Source organism: Anatilimnocola aquadivae (assembly GCF_049819085.1).
Lineage (GTDB): Bacteria > Planctomycetota > Planctomycetia > Pirellulales > Pirellulaceae > Anatilimnocola.
Genome location: NZ_CP187419.1, coordinates 874,205 through 890,365, shown reverse-complemented (window position 1 = coordinate 890,365; position 16,161 = coordinate 874,205). Strand labels below are relative to the sequence as shown.

Sequence of the window (16,161 nt, the reverse complement as noted above, 5' to 3'; positions counted from 1 at the left end):
ACTACTTACCGCAGTAGTCGATGGCGCGGGCGATTTCGCTCTTCAGCCGCGAGCGGCTGACGATGCGATCGATGAAGCCGTGCTGCAGCAGGAATTCGCTCGTTTGAAAGCCCTTGGGGAGTTCCAGGCGAATGGTGGCCTTGATGGTACGCGGACCAGCGAAGCCGATGAGCGCTTTTGGTTCAGCGAAGACGAGATCGCCCAGCGATGCAAAACTCGCCGCGACGCCGCCCATGGTGGGATTGGTGAGGACGGAAATGAACAAGCCGCCGGCCGAATCGTAGCGAGCCAGCGCTGCCGAGACCTTGGCCATTTGCATCAGCGAAAGGATGCCCTCGTGCATACGGGCACCACCGCCCGAACCGCTGACGATGATCAGAGCGAGGTTCTCTTCGGTGGCCCGTTCGACCAGGCGAGCGAGACGTTCGCCGACAACCGAACCCATGCTGCCCATGATGAAAGCCGAGTCGGTGACACCGACGGCAACCCGCCGGGCGCGAATCATGCCGCAGCCGGTGACGGCCGCGTCGGTCATGCCCGTGCGCTTTTGCTCGGCAATCAGCCGCTCTTTGTAAGGCTTGGAATCAGCGAATTCCAGCGGATCGGTCGGCCGCAGGTGAGCATCCCACTCTTCGAAGGTTCCTTCGTCGAGCAACTGGGCGATTCGCTCCGGAGCAGAGACGTAAAAGTGGTATTCGCACTTCGGGCAGACGTTGTGCTGCTTTTCGGCTTCCTTCTTGAAGATCGACTCGCCGCAACCAGGGCAGCGGAGCCAAAGACCTTCCGGAACGCCCCGCTTGGGACGCTTGTTGGAAGCAGATTCGTTCGATGAACTTGGCACGGTAGACATGGGGGAGGTGGGAAGCGAGGCGGAAGGGACAACGGCTCCCATGACATGCTCCAATCCAGGGCGACTATGCGCTAGGCTGCCGGGGTCATGCAAGCAAATTCCGGCGTTGATTCTACTAAAATTCGAACGTGTGGCAGGAAGGCAATTGTCGCCTGATGAGGCAGGTTCATCAATGACAGTATCGGTTCCGCAGGTTAGGCGGTCGTAGTTATTTCCGACAGGGCCGCAGCGCCGAACGTGAAACGTCGGCGAAAGGCTCTTCAGGCGGCTCCACCAGCGACCGGCAACACCGCTGCCGATGTATGTGCTAGCACCACGCGGCGAACGTCGTCGTTAGCCAGATCCAGCAGCTGCCAGCCGCCGCATTGGCACTCGGCTTTCCACAAGTCGCCCAGTTCTCCCGGCGTGATGACGTTGCGCGCCAGGCTGAAAAGCGGTTCTGGCAAGACGAGAGCAATGGTGCCCGTGCGATGCTTGCGCAGCAGGCGGTCGATGCCAACACGCACGCGAGCTTGAGCCATGCCCACGGGCTCACCCTCGGGGGGGCAGACCGTTTCGGGATGTTCTTGCAACTGGCGATAGACGCGGGGCTGGGTGTGCTTCAGTTCGTCCACCAGCTTGCCGTGCCACAGACCGTGATCGACGTTTTGGAAATCGGCGAGTTGCTTCACCTTCAACTTGCGGCTGTGGGCAAGTTGAGTGGCAGTTTCTACCGCACAGCGGCAGGTCGAGCTGTAGAAGTAGTCGATGGCGACTTGCTGCAGTTCAGCGACCAGGCGAACGGCTTGCGCCGTGCCGACATCGCTGAGCGGCAAATCGAGAGTTCCCTTGATGCGACCTTGTTCATCAAAATCGGTCGCGGCGGAACGAATGAGCAGAATGCGAACCATACAGGATCGAACTTGACCTCCTAAAGACGTGCCAGTTGGGTGAGCTGATCGACGGCCTGCCGATAGTTTGGCTGCCCGAAGATCGCGGACCCAACCACAAACCACTGCGCTCCCGCCTGCGCACATCGGCCAATGGTCGACGCATTGACGCCGCCATCCACTTCCAGAATCACTTCGGGCCGTAACTGGCCCGTTTGTTTTTGCGAGTTCAGCGTTTGCAACTTGTCGAGAGCAACGTCATCAAACTTCTGCCCGCCAAAGCCGGCAGGAACACTCATGACAAGAATCAGATCGACGGAGCCTAGACATGCATCCAGCGTGCCAAGAGGCGTCGCCGGATTGAGCGCCAGCCCTGCCTTCACGCCCAGGGAGTGAATTTCATCGATCAGCGGCCGAGCATCCGAAACCGCCTCGACGTGAAAAGTGATCAAATCCGAGCCTGCTTCGACGAATTGCTTCACGTACCGCTGAGGCTGCTCGATCATCAGGTGAACGTCGAGGGGCAGTTTGGTAACTTTCCGCAAAGCGGCGACGATCGGCATGCCGTAGGACAGGTTCGGCACAAAGCTGCCATCCATGACGTCCAAGTGCAGCGCTTTGATGCCAGCATCTTCCAGAGTGCGGACTTCGCGCTCGAGATTGGCGAAATCGCATTGCAGCAGCGACGGCAACACCAACGGAGTGGCCGTGCGAAGAGATTCGATAGACTGACTGGCAGACATACCTTCCGGATTGCCCCGCGACTCAGCCTGCTAGCACCCGTGTTGAATTCACTGTGCGAGGTCTGCAATTCGCTTCGGCGATCCGGCCATACCCGTTTCGGAAAGCACATTATCGTGGCCACAGGCATTCCATTCCCGCTGCCATAACGTGCGGATGACGCGCCCCCATTGCTGCAGTCGAGCCATCCGAAGGGTTTCATCTTACCTGCCGATTTTCTCGGCGTCAGCAACATCTAATCTTCAAAAACAATACTTCTGGGTGGATCGCGGGCAGCGAAAAGACGGTTGAGTCACCGCTATCCGCAATCCCGCTAAGCCTTTGCGGCTCGGGAGTAGACCAAAACGATTGCGGTAACCCGCATGGCTGGCTCCGCGTCACGCTGACGCCCCCTGCAGGCAGCGTCGCGTTCGGAAGCTCGGTCCACTATTGGGCAGCCTCAGCGGGCCAAGTTTGCGGACCGGCACCGACAGTGGCACGGTCACATCGCTGCTTGAGTATTAATATATTTGTTAATAATTAATTGACAATAAACCACCGACTCGCGATAATCTACCACTACTGTTCCTGTATTCGGCGGCTCGGATCTTAGCTCGCCGCTGGAAAGCTGCGCGCTGAGGTTGGGCCGCCGCGCTTGCAGGCCATCTGAACACCCCGGAAGAAGGTAGTCGAAAAGTGGTTATCAAACGGTTATCAGATATTCGCCAAGATATCGTCAATCGTGCGAGCAACATCTTGCCAGGCAACGGGTTCGGGCAAACGGTTATCACGAAAAAATCGACGAAAAGGTTATCAAAAGTGGTTATCAAACATGCTTGTCAGCGAATGGTTGCCGTTCGGTCCGTTGCCCAGCCTGCTCGCGATGGACCGGCTCATTTTTCGGGAGACAGCGGATCGAAGTTGCTGCCGAGCTGTTGGTAGACGGCGGCCAGGCCAGCAAGTTCTTGCTTCACGCGCTCGCTCGGCCCTGCGAACCGGACCGGGCGTGGTGCGACGAGCGTGGCCAGCTGCGCGATGTCGGCCGTTTCGAGCAGGCCGAAGCAGAACTGCTCCGGAGTCTTGTCGGCCTGACCACCATTTTCGATCACTTCCTTCAACGAGCCCAGTGAACCTGTTAGTTGGAGGCCATCGATGTTTTTCTCTTCGGTAGCTGCTGCTGCCAGGGCGATGAGACTCGTGCGAGGACCGAACGCCGCGACGCGCACCTGCTTGACCTTTAACTCGTTCTTTAGGAACGAAGCAGCAGCTTGCAACTGCGCGACTTGCACTCCCAGCGGGCGCTCGCCGACGCTCGACACCAAAATGGCAAACAGCCAATTCTTGTTCTTGACCTTCGCTTCACCAAAATAGAAAGGATCCACAGCGAGCACGCTCCAGCCATCGGCCAGCGCCGCACGAACTTGTTCCGCAGCATCGGCTCGGCCGGTATCGGCCAGCACGATCGTCGTTCCCTTCGTAGCGGCCAACTCTTGCGTTCGCAACAACACGGCGGGAACAGTCCAAGCGTCATTCACCTTGAGCGTGTACCGCTGCACGATCACATTACCGACAGTAACTGCGGGGGAGGTTGCTGCGATTTGGGAAAGCTTCGCTGGGGGCAAGTGCAACGTCTTGGCCACTTGCTCGCGCGTGGCTTGTCCACGTGGCAGGGACTTCGCGAGTTGCAAAGCCAGCTGCTGCAAATCGAGATTGTCGGCCGGCATCTCGACTTGCAGGTCATCGCTTTTCTTCACTTCAGCGTCGCATTCGATTTCGGTGGCCAAGTAGGTGTTATCGCCGGTGAACCAATGCTCGCCGATGACCTTGTACAGAGCTTCGCGGTTGTCGCGTTCGAAGTTGTGATTGCCCGGATCGTAGTTGATATGGGAGTGCAAATTCGTCGGTTTGCCCAGCAGTTGATAGACGGGTCGAGAGGCTTCCATGAGCGGCGGCAAGGCATGCGGAGCCGCGAAGCAGCAGTTGTCCTTTTCGTTGAACGTGAGGAGGGCCACGCGCGGCGCGAGCATCGCGGTCAGGTGGGCATAGTCGCCATTGGCAGCGAGATCGACGGGCGTTTGTTCGGAGTCGCCCAGGTCCGAGTAGTGTTGAATGCGAGTAAGAAAGCTGGAGTAACCGGCGACGGGATTCGAGAGCGTGACGCGCGCGTCGAGGGACGTGAAAAAGATCGTCTGCCAGCCACCGCCAGAAAGGCCCGCCACGCCCACTCGCGTTGCGTCGACGTTCTCTTGCGAGAGCAGGATATCGAGCCCCCGCTTCATCGCCAGATAGTGGGTCGCCACGCCGCTCGTGCCGCACAGATCAAGTTGATTGATCTTGGTGTGCGTGAAACCGGGCGTGCGAAGTTGCCCCATTCCCATCCACTCGAGGTTCATCACCAGCAGGCCCCGTTTGGCCATGTTGATGCAGCGAATCTGTTTGTACTTGGCCGCTTTGCCGGCACCGTCGTGGCCGTTGACGTTCAGGAACACAGGCATTTTTCCCGACGACTTCGATGGTACATAGACCACAGCTGGCACCCACATTCCCGGCACCGCTTCGAATCGCAATTTGCGAATCGAGTAGCCCTCGCCTCCTTCGATGGTGTCTTGCCATTCGATCTTGCCGCTGTAGTTGCGCCAGTCGGCTGCAGCGCCGCGAAACACCACGTTTTGGAACACATTCTCGCGCACGCCGGCAATGTACTTTTGCCAAGCTGCGGCCGAGGCTCGCTCGGGCGCATCGGCGACCGGGAACTTCAGTACGCGGGCTTCGCAAAAGGCTTCCACCTCACGCTGGGTGGTGGTATCGGTGATGATCGGTTCGGCCAGGACTGCTTTCAGTTCTGCAGCGCTGGGCAACTCTTTTTCCTGGGCAACAAGTTCCCCAGCACCCAGCGGAATGACAACAACGAGCGCAAGAACCACAGCGAACAGGCGCATGGCAAAGATCTCACGAGGGGGGCGAGCAAGGCGGGAAGTGAACACACTCGGAGCCCGGATGATATCGGTGCCGCCGGCAAAGAGCAAACATCGCCCTCGCTGGGGCGATGTTTGGGGTGGCGTATTTTGGAGCCGGGCAATTTGGGCCTGGGCAATTGGCAGCCAGCAGGCCCCCGCGATGCGCAGGGGAGGCGACTAGATCTCTGGAGTGGGCGGCTTACGATTGGCGGCCGAGGCGGGGACTTTGATCTCCAGCGTAGAACTCTGTTTAGGCAACTCGACGGAGTACTCATATTCGCACAGCAGTTTGCCGTCTTCGGCCTGACCCGTAACGCGCACGCGCGTCGGTCCACCGCCGATGCCACTGCCGCCGTCCTTCGAAGTATCGAACTTGCCCCCTTGAATCGTCGCCACGCCTTGCGGCCCCGAGTTGCCCTGGCTGCTATCGGGAGTGAAGACAATCTGGCCCTTCGGAATGGGTTGATTGTCGAAGGTGATATCACCCGTCAGTGTGTACGACGGAGGGCCGCTGGCCGTGTTGCAACCGGCCAAGGCCACAGCAGCGACCAGAGCCAACAGCGAAGCAGAGCAAATACGTGGCGCGAGCATCGCAGGTTCCTTGCAGCGAGATTTCGACGGGCGACTCGAACGAAGTGGTCACGCTTAGAAATCGCCAACCACTTCACCGCCATTGCGGCTGGCCAGCGGCAGCAGGATCTTGTTCAGGTCAATGCTCTCGGTGATAAACCGCACACTGCCATCGCCCATCGCAATGTTACAACCAGCAGGATGCATGGCACCGATGCTGATGTTGTTAAAGTTGGCGCTGCTGTAGTTCACCTTACGCATGGCATTCTGCACGTTCTTCATCGTGGTACAGTCGCTGTTCCAGACGTAACCACGAGGCCAAGCTCGCAAGCCGCTCTCCATTCCCTTCCAAGCCATTTCCATCAGCATGATGGTGTTGCTGGTTCCGTCGGTGACATCGGCCAGTCGCAGGCCAACGGGAACCGGAGCCGTCGAAGCGGTCTGCATCGCCGGTACAGGAGACATCATGCCCGTCGCGGCAATGCCGCCTTGCGCCATGCCCACGGTGCTCACATCGTAGGGCGTGGTGGTGTTCGGCAAATTGCCGATCGGTCCCATGCAGCCGACGTAGTGAGTGGTGTAGGCATTGCCCACATTCGTGATGTTGTCGATCGTGCTGGCCGATCGCTCGCTGGTGAAACTAGGGCAGAGCAACATCACCAGCTTGGTTTGTCCCATCACGCGATTGGCGTTTTGACCAGCGTTATAGGCACCTGCCGTCGGCAAGACCTGATCGCCCAGTGCGCGCTGTTCGACATACGGGAGAATGAACGACGGATAACCCACGCTCCCGCTGGTGTACTTGGGAAACGAATTGTTGGTGTCGTGGAAATTGTGCAGGCCCAAGGAAAGCTGCTTGAGATTGTTGCTGCACTTCATCCGGCGAGCCGCTTCGCGCGCGGCCTGTACCGCGGGGAGCAACAGGGCGACCAAGACGCCGATAATGGCAATCACGACCAAGAGTTCGACGAGCGTAAACGCTGGTCGCAAACGATGCCAACGATTTTGCCGGTGCGCAGCAACACGCATGATGAACGTCCAATGCCAGAGAGGAGACTAGGGAGAAAAGTGGCAGACGAGAGCAGGTACCCGTATCCTAAAAATTCTCGGGTGAAGTTCAAGGAATTCGTGCGAACCGTTCGGACGAATGCGGGTAAGCGCAACAGTAGTTTTGGCGCGCTCACGGTTACCCAGTCGTCGCTTACGTACGTGGAAACACCCTTAAGGAATGGTGCTGCCTCCGAAGGGCATCCTGCTGTCCGTAGCTGCATTGTCGCCGCAACGATTCTCAGGCAAGCACTGCGACAGATTGGCGCAGCTGGCAGCGGATCAATTAATGGCGATCTCGTTGCGCGCGATCTTCCACTGACCGTTCACGCGCACGAGATTAAATGTCGATTTCGACGGCGAGTCGTTATCGCCCCACGTGCCGAGCACGATTACCGTCGCGGCCTCGTCGGTCGTGTAACCACTGAAGCTTTCCACTTTTTTCGGAATGGTCAGGTTCCAGTTGTCCCAAATCTCGGCCGAAACATCGCCACTGCCGCCGAAGGTCATCAGGCTGTAAAGAGCCGGCGCGTCGTGATCGCGCAGGGCTTGAAGGTAGGCGTTGATGGCTGCCATCTGTTCGCCGCCATCGGCTGGCAACGGCTGCCCGTTCTGTTCGTTGACGATGTAATCCTTGGCACCTGCTTCGCGAAGCAACTTGGCAAGTTCCAGCGAAGTACCATCACTTCGCTTATCGGCCGTGATGAGCGGAGTCTCGCCCGACTTGCCGCCAAGGTTCAGGTCGGCCTTCGCGGCGATCAGTGCTTTGGCCACATCGGCGTGGCCTTGGGACACAGCCAAACTCAGGGCCGTGTTGCCTTCGTCATCCACTTCGTTGAGCGGCACCTTCTGATCGATGAGCCATTGCGCGGTGGCGGCATCTTTGGCGAACATCAACAGCGTGCGATTATAAACATTGACGCGCCGCGCGTTGAGGTCGAGCGTCTTGCGGGTTTGCATCTTCTGGAGCCTGGCAACATCCCCTTGTTCCACCGCTTCAAAAGCCTGCGAACTGAACTTGCGCACCTGGCTTTCGCTGTTGAGGTACAGGTACATCACGAGGCAAGTCGCCGCGTGAGCGATGACCAAAAACAACAGACCGCCGAAGAGGTGACTCCAAAGGGAACTGCGCGCTTTGCGTTCGAGCGTATCGACGTCGCCGCGAATCAGGCGGATGGCTTTCATGCCGCTGCCGACCGGCAAGATGCCTCGCCGCATTTCGTCGAACTTGCCAATCACCACCACTTGGTCACCGGGCGAGACGCGATTTTCTTTGAGCGTGGGAAGAGGAATGTTAGGAATCGGCGTGCTAACGCCGCTTTCGTCGTCGTCATCTTCCTCATCGTCCAGGTCATCCTCTTCGTCGTCGAGGTCGTGGTCTTCGAGGTTTTCGTCTTCGAAGTCTTTGTCTTCCAGTTGCTGGCGTTCCAGCTCATCTTCTTCGTCGGCCAGGTCGCCGTTGCTGATGCCCGTCGCGGGATCTTCAGCGGCTTTCTCGCCGTGAATCTCTTGCCAGACAGCTTCCAGGTCGTCGGGAAACAGTTTTTGCGGATCGACCTTCTTGAGCTGCAGGTTTTTCTCAACGCTGCCGTCGTCATCGGTCCAGGCATCTTCGATGGCACCAAACGCATTGAGCAACCGCAGGCCGCTGATGTCTTCAAACTGCGTGCGGGTGACAAAGTCACGAGCGCGACGAGCCGCGGTGTAGCTGCGCAGCGTGTAGGACTCGCCCTCTTCGAGAATCGGAAAGCCGAGCAACTTGATGCTGCCGGTGCCGGTTTGAATTTCAGAAGGAACCATCAGGAAGCCGGCCAGGTCGGAGCCGGGCTTGCCTTCACTCGAATCGGTCGAGGGCTGGGCTGTCGACAGGTCGTATTCGCACAGGCAGCAAGGCGTATTGCTGAAGGGAGCCAGCAACGGCTGATTGATTGGCTGAATGGGACCTGCCGCGGCGAACAGTTGGCCGTCGCGCGGCGGAAACTGGTGCCGTGCATAGCTTGCCAGCGACCAATCTTTCCACGCCGTGCGCGCGTTCATCAGTGCGCCCAGACAACAGAAGACGACAAAGCCCAGCGCCGCAGCGCCGTAGTAGCTGCCGGGGCGATCGAAAACCGTATCGAGCCAAAAGAAGTAGCCGACCGCAATTCCGGCGTACAGCAGCAAAGCAAACAAGCAACCGCGAAGCATGAATCACCTGGCAGGATGAGCGATGTCGACCGGACTTCGATGAGAGTAGAGAGGAGATTATGCTCAGCGTGAAAGACTCCCCGATGTTACAGGCCCGCCACTTTCGTTCGCTAATGCTTGGGCTTCGGTTCCTTGCCTACTTCTGCCAGTGCAGCTGCGGCCAGTTGCTTGCGCCGGGCTGCTTTGCCACTGGCCCGCAGGTTGAGCGCTTCCACACCCAGCGAGAAAGCCATCGCGAAGTAGATGTAGCCCTTGTCGATGTGCGTGCCCACGCCTTCGGCCAGCAGCATCACGCCGATGAGCAACAAAAAGCTGAGGGCGAGCATCTTGACCGTAGGATGTCGCTCGACGAAGCGAGCCACGTGGCCAGCAAAGATCATCATCACGATCACCGCAATCACGACGGCGGCAACCATGACCCAAATGTTCTTCACCATGCCCACGGCAGTGATGACCGAGTCGAGCGAGAAGATGATGTCGAGCAGAATGATCTGCCCGATGATCGAGTTGAACGAGGCCTTCTTGGCGTCGGTCGTCTCCTCGTGAATCCCTTCCACCTTGTGATGGATTTCGAGCACGCTGCTGCGAATCAAGAACAGGCCACCGGCCAGCAAGATGAGATCTTTCCAAGTGACATTGTTGATCTCTTCGTGATGGTCGCCCGGAAGCCACTCGATGGGAATGTGCAAGTCGGTCCAGTGGAACGCAGGCTGCGTCAGCTGCATGATCCAAGTGATGGTCAGCAGCAGACCGATGCGCATGATCATCGCCAGCGCGAGACCAATATTGCGAGCTTGCTTCTGCTGCGACTCTGGCAGCCTCGCGGTGACGACCGAGATGAAGACGATATTGTCGATGCCCAGGACGATTTCCATCGCGACCAGGGCCAGCAGGGCAATTGCATCAGTAACCATATCGAGGTGTCTATCAAGCTAGAGTGGTTTTTGCAGTGCCGCTCCGCGCGCGACTGGCCCGCCCAATATGGCACGCGCGGCCCTTCACTGCCAGTGCGGCGAATCGCTGAAGCGCCTCGTCGACCCCGCGAGATGCTATCACTTTTCGTGGCACAGACGCGTCCCTCGTGGCATGGATTCGCCAGGAAAATGGCATTTTCGTGCTACCTTTTCAATGTTTCTTGCTATCCCCCAATTGCAGGAGTAAATTCACTACCGCAGAGACTTCTGTTACGGTGGTCAGACGCGACGGGCCGAATTGGCAACGCGTCGAGTTCCTCTCACTACGGAAGACGCGTTATGCCGGCGATCATGCAACAGCTGGCCGATCTGGCAACGGGCGTGGCCCTTCTTACCATCCCGGTCTTCGCTCTCTATCTGGTCTTCAGCAATCGACTCAAGATGAGCAGTCTGTATTGGCTGCTGGTGGTGCTGCTCTTCTCGGCGGGCTTGTTGCACCTGGTGCAAGCCGCTCCCTGGCTGCATGGCACCAGTGTCGCTTCGATCATGGGGCTGGTGATGACGGCTCTCTCGTGGGCCACGCTCATCACCCTGCTCGTGGTCGTTCCCAAGCTCATGAAGCAACGCAGCCCCGAAGAGCTGCAGCATCAGATCCACCAGCGCGAACAAGCCGAGCAGCGTCTGCGCGAAACAATCGCTCTTTATCAATCGCTGAATGAATGCTTGCCGCTGAACGTGATTCGCAAGGATCTGGCCGGCGCGTTTATCGATTGCAATCAACGTTTTTGCGATACCTTGCGCATGTCGCGCGAGCAGATTCTCGGCAAGACCGACTTCGACTTTTATCCCGAGTCGCAAGCCCAAAAGTACCATCAGGACGACCTGAAGGTCTTCGAAACGGGCGAATCGCTGGAACTGGTCGAAGAGTATGTCGGCCCAAACGGCGAGCGGCTCTACATGCAAGTGCTGAAGGCTCCCGTTCGCGATGCCGAGGGACGTATCGCCGGCGTGCAAGGCATGTTTTGGGATGTTACCCAGCGCATGCGTGCCGAGGAGCAACTGCGCGCCAGTGACGCCAAGCTGCGCAAACTGGTGCAGTCAAGCATCATGGGCGTCATCGTCGCCGACTTCGCTGGCCACGTGCTGGAAGCCAACGACGCCTTTCTCGCCATGCTCGGCTACACGCGCGAGGAACTGGACAAAGGCCAGCTCCGCTGGGATCAACTGACGCCGCCGGAGTTTCGCGCCGGCGATGAGCGCGCGATGGCTACGCTGCTCGAGCACGAAGATTGCCCCTCTTGGGAGAAAGAGTTCTTTCATAAAGCAGGGCACCGTGTGCCCGTGCTGATTGGCGTCACGATGCTCAGCCATGCGAAACAAGAGTGCATCTGCTTCGCGCTCGATATCACGAGCCAAAAGCAGACAGAACGCGATTTGAAACTGGCCAAAGAACTGGCCGATCAGGCCAGTCGCGCCAAGAGCCAATTCCTGGCGAACATGAGTCACGAAGTTCGCACGCCAATGAATGCGGTCATCGGCCTGACAGAACTAGTGCTCAACACGCCGCTCGAATCTCAGCAGCGCGAATACTTGCAACTGGTGCTGCAATCGGGCGAAGGCCTGCTGTCGGTCATCAACGATGTGCTCGACTTCTCGAAAGTCGAATCGGGGCATGTGCAACTCGATTTGCAACCTACGAACCTGCGCGAATGCCTAGGAGATGCGCTTAAGTCGCTAGCCGTGCGAGCACATGGTAAACAGTTGGAATTACTCCTCGACATCGCGCCCGATGTGCCTGATTGGTTCTCGACCGACCGCGGCCGGTTGCGTCAGATCGTCAACAACCTTGTCAGCAATGCGATCAAGTTTACCTACAGCGGCGAGGTCGTCGTCAGCGTTCGCCGTGGCACTTCGCTCGCTAACCCTTCCGACGAAACAGTGCCCATCTCCTTCTGCGTTGCCGATACGGGGATTGGCATTGCCGCCGAAAAGCAGAAGTTGATCTTCGAACCGTTCGAGCAGGCCGATGCCTCGACTACGCGACATTTTGGTGGCACGGGGCTGGGCCTGACCATCGTGCAGCGCCTTGTGGAGTTGCTGGACGGCCGCATCACCATCGAAAGTGAACTGGGCAAGGGGAGCAAATTCATGTTCACCCTGCAACTCGAACCCTGTGAAGCGCTACCCCAAGTTGCTCCGCGCATCGGCGGACTCGAAGGGGCGCGAGTCCTCGTGGTCGATCATCATCCCACCAGCAGGCGGATCTTGCACGACACGCTGGAAAGTTGGCGGATGGAGCCCATCATGTTCGACAACGCCGCGCAGGCCAGTCGCAAGTTGCTGGAAGAGAGCAACGGCCACCCTGCCTGTGATGTCGTGGTGACCGATCTTCGCCCCGAGGACGGCAACGCCTGGTCGCTCGTCGAACAACTGCGGGCTAACCCTAGCACCGCTTCGCTGCCCGTGATTCTGCTTCTTTCGCACGAGTCGAGTGAGATCGCGCCGCAGTGCCAGCGTTTGGAAGTGAAGCAGCGGTTGTTTAAACCCATCAAGCAATCCGAACTGTTCGACGCGCTGGCTGCCGCCATGAATGTGGAAGTCAGTAGCCTCGTGGAGCCAGTGGTTGCGCCCCATGTCGAGGCTCCCGCAACAGTGGCGGTTCGTTCGCTGCGGATCTTGCTTGCCGAAGACAGCCTGGTGAATCAACGACTGGCGGTCGGAGTTTTGGAGCGACTCGGCCATGAAGCCATGATTGCCAATAACGGTCACGAAGCTCTCGACCTGCTGCAGCGTGAAAAGTTCGATCTGGCGCTGATGGATATTCAGATGCCAGAACTCGACGGCCTGCAGACCGCCTTGCGGATTCGCGAACAGGAAGCCAAGACCGGCGGCCACTTGCCGATCGTGGCCGTGACCGCGCACGCGCTCAAAGGCGATCGCGAGCGCTGCCTGGAAGTGGGCATGGATGGCTATGTATCGAAGCCCATTCGCCAGAAGCAGTTGATCGACGAGATCGAACGGGTGTTAGGAACCGCCATCGTCGCGCCTGTCAGTCCAGCTGCATCGCCAACCACTACTGAACCAGTCAGTGTCGTCGACTGGCGTGTAGCGCTCGAGTTTTGCAACGGCGATGCCGCGTTGCTCCGTGAAATTGCCGAGGCCTTTCTGGAAGAATGGCCCAAACGAACGACTGAGATGCGGCGCGCGATCGACGACAGCAATTTTGACCTACTCCATCGCTGCGGCCATACCATCAAGGGCTCGCTGAGATACTTCGGAGCCGATGCGCCCTTTGCCACGGCCCTGGAACTGGAAAACCTTGGCAGCAAGCACTCACTGGAAGGCGCGGAAGCAAAGTGGACTCGCCTGCAACAACAGGTACAAGAAGCTATTCCGATCTTAGTGGCGTACGTGCAAGGGAAACTGCAATTGCCCAGTTGATCCGCGACGGCGACCGAGGGCCCCTCGACGACTGCGGCACGATCCAGTTAACTTTGGCGTTCCCCAATCGTAGTCGGTACATCGAGAAGTCAACGCGCATGGCAAAGTGGCCCTTAGTTTTGAATGCCATCTTGATCGGCATGGCAATCGGGTTGCAGCCCGTCGTGAATGCACAGCTGGCCAAGCATGTGAATCATGTGCTGCACGCCGCCCTGCTTTCTTTTTTCACAGGGACGGTCCTCCTCGCGCTACTTTGCGTGGGTCTCTACTACTTCCAGCAAGTCCAGCCCCCGGCGGCAGATAATCTGCAGGCAGGTCCGTGGTGGATGTGGCTCGGCGGCACACTCGGCGTGTTCTTTATCACCGCCTCCATCTACCTGGTGGCACCGCTCGGCCCTACGACAATGCTGATGTGTTTCATTGCCGGGCAACTGACCGTATCAATCATCGTCGAGCACTTCGGCCTGCTGAACGTCCCCGTGCAACCCATCAGCGGCCAGCGCATCTTCGCGGTGCTGCTGATGGCCTGCGCCATTTTTCTGCTCACCGCCCCCGAATGGAAATGGGTCTGGGACGCGAAATGAGAAAGGCGGAAAGGCGGTTGCCAAGTAAACCGGCTTTGACAGGCACCGGGCACGTCGCTATTCTCCCGCTCCAACCTGGAGGCTGGTCTTGGGACCTGTTTGTTGGAACACAGCCTCGTTCCCACCTTCGACGTTTGATGTGCTCGCTGGCAAGATACTGCTAGCGACTGCGGAGCTACCGCGTGAACACCTGCCCTGCGGAATCGAATCAACCCAGCGTGCTGCTTGTGGAGCCTTCGTCGGAAGCCCGCGAAGTCCTCACGACAATCCTCGAGTTGCGCGGTCTGCGCATTCTGCAAGCCGAAGAGCCGGTCGAGGGGCTGCTGATTGCGCGAGCCGAACGGCCGGATGTGATTGTGCTCGACTTCGATCAACCCAGCGTGGACGATGGCGTGCAGAACGACTTTGCCGCTGAGACTCGACTGCCCCACACGGGCCTGATTGTGCTCGGCAACAGCCCTCCACATCGCCAGGCTCAGGCCGATCGCTTCGTAGCCAAGCCCTATCACTACGGCCCGCTGGTGCAAACCATCGAGCGACTCGCCGGCAAACGCGCGGCGTAGTCTGAACTCTCCCGAGTTTCCTAAGCGAGCATCTCTTTGATCACGTGGCCGTGGACATCGGTCAGGCGGAAATCGCGACCGGCGTAGCGGTAGGTCAGTCGCTCGTGATCGAGCCCGAGGCAATGCAGGATGGTGGCTTGCAGGTCGTGAACGTGAGCGGCCTTGTCGACCACGTGAAAGCCCAGGTCATCGGTGCTGCCGAGCGTCACGCCCGGCTTGATGCCGCCGCCGGCGAACCACATGGTGTAGGCCTGCGGGTGGTGATCGCGTCCCAAGCTGCGACCAAGGGCCGTATTCGTTTCGACCATCGGCGTGCGACCGAATTCGCCGCCCCACACGACCAGGGTGCTATCGAGCAAGCCTCGCTGCTGCAGATCGGCCACGAGCGCGGCCGAAGCTTGATCGGTCGCTCCGCAGTTCTTTTTGAGATTGCCCGTGACGTCGCTATGCGCGTCCCAGCCTTCGTTGTAGATGTTGATGAACCGGACACCTCGCTCGACCATTCGCCGCGCCAGCAAGCAGGCTCGTGCGAAGGAAGGCTTCTCGGGGTCGCAGCCATACAGGGCAAGCGTCTTGGCATCTTCGCTCTTCAGGTTGAGTAGATCCGGCGCGCTCGTCTGCAGCCGATACGCCATTTCGTACGATTGAATCCGCGTGGCAATCTCGGGATCGTTGAGCGTGGCCAATCGCTCGCGATTCAAACTGCCGACCAGATCGAGCGTGTCGCGCTGAGCCTCGGCATCGATTCCCGCCGGATTGCTCACGTTCAGAATCGCATCGCCTTGGTTCCGCAGGCGGACGCCCGTATAGCCGGAAGGCATGAAGCCGCTATTCCAATTCGCCGCACCGCCGCTGATCCCCGCGCCAGTGGACATCACCACAAAGGCAGGCAACTCGGTGGTCTCGGAACCCAAGCCATACAGGGCCCATGACCCGAGCGAAGGTCGCCCCGGCTGCGAGAAGCCGGTGTTGAAAAACAACTGAGCCGGCGCGTGATTGAACTGGTCGGTCTTGCACGATTTGACGATGCAGATGTTGTCGGCAACCTTCGCCAGATGCGGCAGCACCTCGCTCAGTTCCGCGCCGCTTTGCCCGTGCTTGGCAAATTTGAAACGAGGCCCAAGACAGGCGGCGTCGGAACGAATGAATGCGTAGCGTTGCCCGCCGATCACTTCGGGCGGGATCGATTTTCCTTCGTACTCGGCCAGCTTGGGTTTGTAATCGAACAAGTCGAGTTGGCTCGGCGCACCGGCCATAAAGAGGTGGATCACCGCCTTGGCCTTACCGGCAAAGTGAGGCTGCTTTGGCGGAAACGGATTGACGATCTTTGGCACTTCGTCAGCACCGCGTGCGACACCGCCAGCGAGCAACGAAGCGAGTGCCACCTTGCCGAGACCAATGCCGCAATCGTGCAAAAACTGCCGGCGAGCAATGTGATTAGGACGCATAGGATTCTCGA

Annotated in this window: 12 protein-coding genes; 3 read left to right on the top strand and 9 right to left on the bottom strand. The window is 58.8% G+C overall.

What is annotated here, in order from left to right; all coding sequences use genetic code 11:
• Nucleotide 1: 1 nt before the first annotated feature.
• The 8 genes from accD to NA78x_RS03430 form a co-directional block, all read right to left on the bottom strand.
• Nucleotides 2-850 (bottom strand): acetyl-CoA carboxylase, carboxyltransferase subunit beta, encoded by an 849-nt coding sequence (accD, locus tag NA78x_RS03465; protein WP_425619496.1) that lies wholly within the window; start codon nt 848-850, stop codon nt 2-4.
• Between the two features lie 260 nt (nt 851-1,110).
• A complete protein-coding gene (locus NA78x_RS03460; RefSeq protein ID WP_425617026.1) occupies nt 1,111-1,740 on the bottom strand; it encodes a histidine phosphatase family protein in 630 nt (209 codons plus the stop codon).
• A 20-nt stretch (nt 1,741-1,760) separates the two neighbouring features.
• Complete coding sequence (gene rpe / locus NA78x_RS03455; RefSeq protein WP_425617025.1) at nt 1,761-2,462, bottom strand: ribulose-phosphate 3-epimerase; 702 nt, start codon at nt 2,460-2,462, stop codon at nt 1,761-1,763.
• A gap of 870 nt (nt 2,463-3,332) precedes the next feature.
• Complete coding sequence (locus NA78x_RS03450; protein ID WP_425617024.1) at nt 3,333-5,378, bottom strand: alpha/beta hydrolase family protein; 2,046 nt, start codon at nt 5,376-5,378, stop codon at nt 3,333-3,335.
• Nucleotides 5,379-5,573: 195 nt separating this feature from the next.
• Entirely contained in the window at nt 5,574-5,987 is a 414-nt protein-coding gene (locus NA78x_RS03445) for a hypothetical protein (protein ID WP_425617023.1), read from the bottom strand.
• 54 nt (nt 5,988-6,041) lie between these two features.
• Nucleotides 6,042-6,995 carry a DUF1559 domain-containing protein gene (locus NA78x_RS03440; protein ID WP_425617022.1) on the bottom strand — a complete coding sequence of 318 codons (954 nt, stop codon included), beginning with the start codon at nt 6,993-6,995 and terminating at the stop codon, nt 6,042-6,044.
• Nucleotides 6,996-7,295: 300 nt separating this feature from the next.
• Nucleotides 7,296-9,200, bottom strand: coding sequence for an ankyrin repeat domain-containing protein (locus NA78x_RS03435; protein WP_425617021.1), 1,905 nt, complete (start codon nt 9,198-9,200; stop codon nt 7,296-7,298).
• Nucleotides 9,201-9,310: 110 nt separating this feature from the next.
• Complete coding sequence (locus tag NA78x_RS03430; RefSeq protein WP_425617020.1) at nt 9,311-10,114, bottom strand: TerC family protein; 804 nt, start codon at nt 10,112-10,114, stop codon at nt 9,311-9,313.
• Between the two features lie 339 nt (nt 10,115-10,453).
• On the opposite strand from NA78x_RS03430, the gene NA78x_RS03425 reads away from it, so the two are divergent.
• The 3 genes from NA78x_RS03425 to NA78x_RS03415 all read left to right on the top strand — a co-directional run bounded on the left by NA78x_RS03425 (nt 10,454) and on the right by NA78x_RS03415 (nt 14,702).
• Entirely contained in the window at nt 10,454-13,555 is a 3,102-nt protein-coding gene (locus tag NA78x_RS03425; RefSeq protein ID WP_425617019.1) for a response regulator, read from the top strand.
• Between the two features lie 98 nt (nt 13,556-13,653).
• Nucleotides 13,654-14,139 (top strand): DMT family transporter, encoded by a 486-nt coding sequence (locus NA78x_RS03420; RefSeq protein ID WP_425617018.1) that lies wholly within the window; start codon nt 13,654-13,656, stop codon nt 14,137-14,139.
• Nucleotides 14,140-14,321: 182 nt separating this feature from the next.
• Nucleotides 14,322-14,702: a response regulator gene (locus NA78x_RS03415; RefSeq protein ID WP_425617017.1), complete on the top strand. Its 381-nt coding sequence runs from the start codon at nt 14,322-14,324 to the stop codon at nt 14,700-14,702.
• A 20-nt stretch (nt 14,703-14,722) separates the two neighbouring features.
• Here NA78x_RS03415 and NA78x_RS03410 read toward each other — a convergent pair whose 3' ends face one another.
• Entirely contained in the window at nt 14,723-16,150 is a 1,428-nt protein-coding gene (locus NA78x_RS03410; RefSeq protein WP_425617016.1) for a DUF1501 domain-containing protein, read from the bottom strand.
• Nucleotides 16,151-16,161: the final 11 nt, after the last annotated feature.

Bases quoted from the DNA above. Each gene is read 5' to 3' on its own strand.
- NA78x_RS03420 (WP_425617018.1), top strand. From the start codon at position 13,654: ATGGCAAAGTGGCCCTTAGTTTTGAATGCCATCTTGATCGGCATGGCA.
- NA78x_RS03435 (WP_425617021.1), bottom strand. From the start codon at position 9,200: ATGCTTCGCGGTTGCTTGTTTGCTTTGCTGCTGTACGCCGGAATTGCG.
- accD (WP_425619496.1), bottom strand. From the start codon at position 850: ATGTCTACCGTGCCAAGTTCATCGAACGAATCTGCTTCCAACAAGCGT.
- NA78x_RS03450 (WP_425617024.1), bottom strand. From the start codon at position 5,378: ATGCGCCTGTTCGCTGTGGTTCTTGCGCTCGTTGTTGTCATTCCGCTG.
- NA78x_RS03460 (WP_425617026.1), bottom strand. From the start codon at position 1,740: ATGGTTCGCATTCTGCTCATTCGTTCCGCCGCGACCGATTTTGATGAA.
- NA78x_RS03425 (WP_425617019.1), top strand. From the start codon at position 10,454: ATGCCGGCGATCATGCAACAGCTGGCCGATCTGGCAACGGGCGTGGCC.
- NA78x_RS03445 (WP_425617023.1), bottom strand. From the start codon at position 5,987: ATGCTCGCGCCACGTATTTGCTCTGCTTCGCTGTTGGCTCTGGTCGCT.
- NA78x_RS03430 (WP_425617020.1), bottom strand. From the start codon at position 10,114: ATGGTTACTGATGCAATTGCCCTGCTGGCCCTGGTCGCGATGGAAATC.
- NA78x_RS03410 (WP_425617016.1), bottom strand. From the start codon at position 16,150: ATGCGTCCTAATCACATTGCTCGCCGGCAGTTTTTGCACGATTGCGGC.
- rpe (WP_425617025.1), bottom strand. From the start codon at position 2,462: ATGTCTGCCAGTCAGTCTATCGAATCTCTTCGCACGGCCACTCCGTTG.
- NA78x_RS03440 (WP_425617022.1), bottom strand. From the start codon at position 6,995: ATGCGTGTTGCTGCGCACCGGCAAAATCGTTGGCATCGTTTGCGACCA.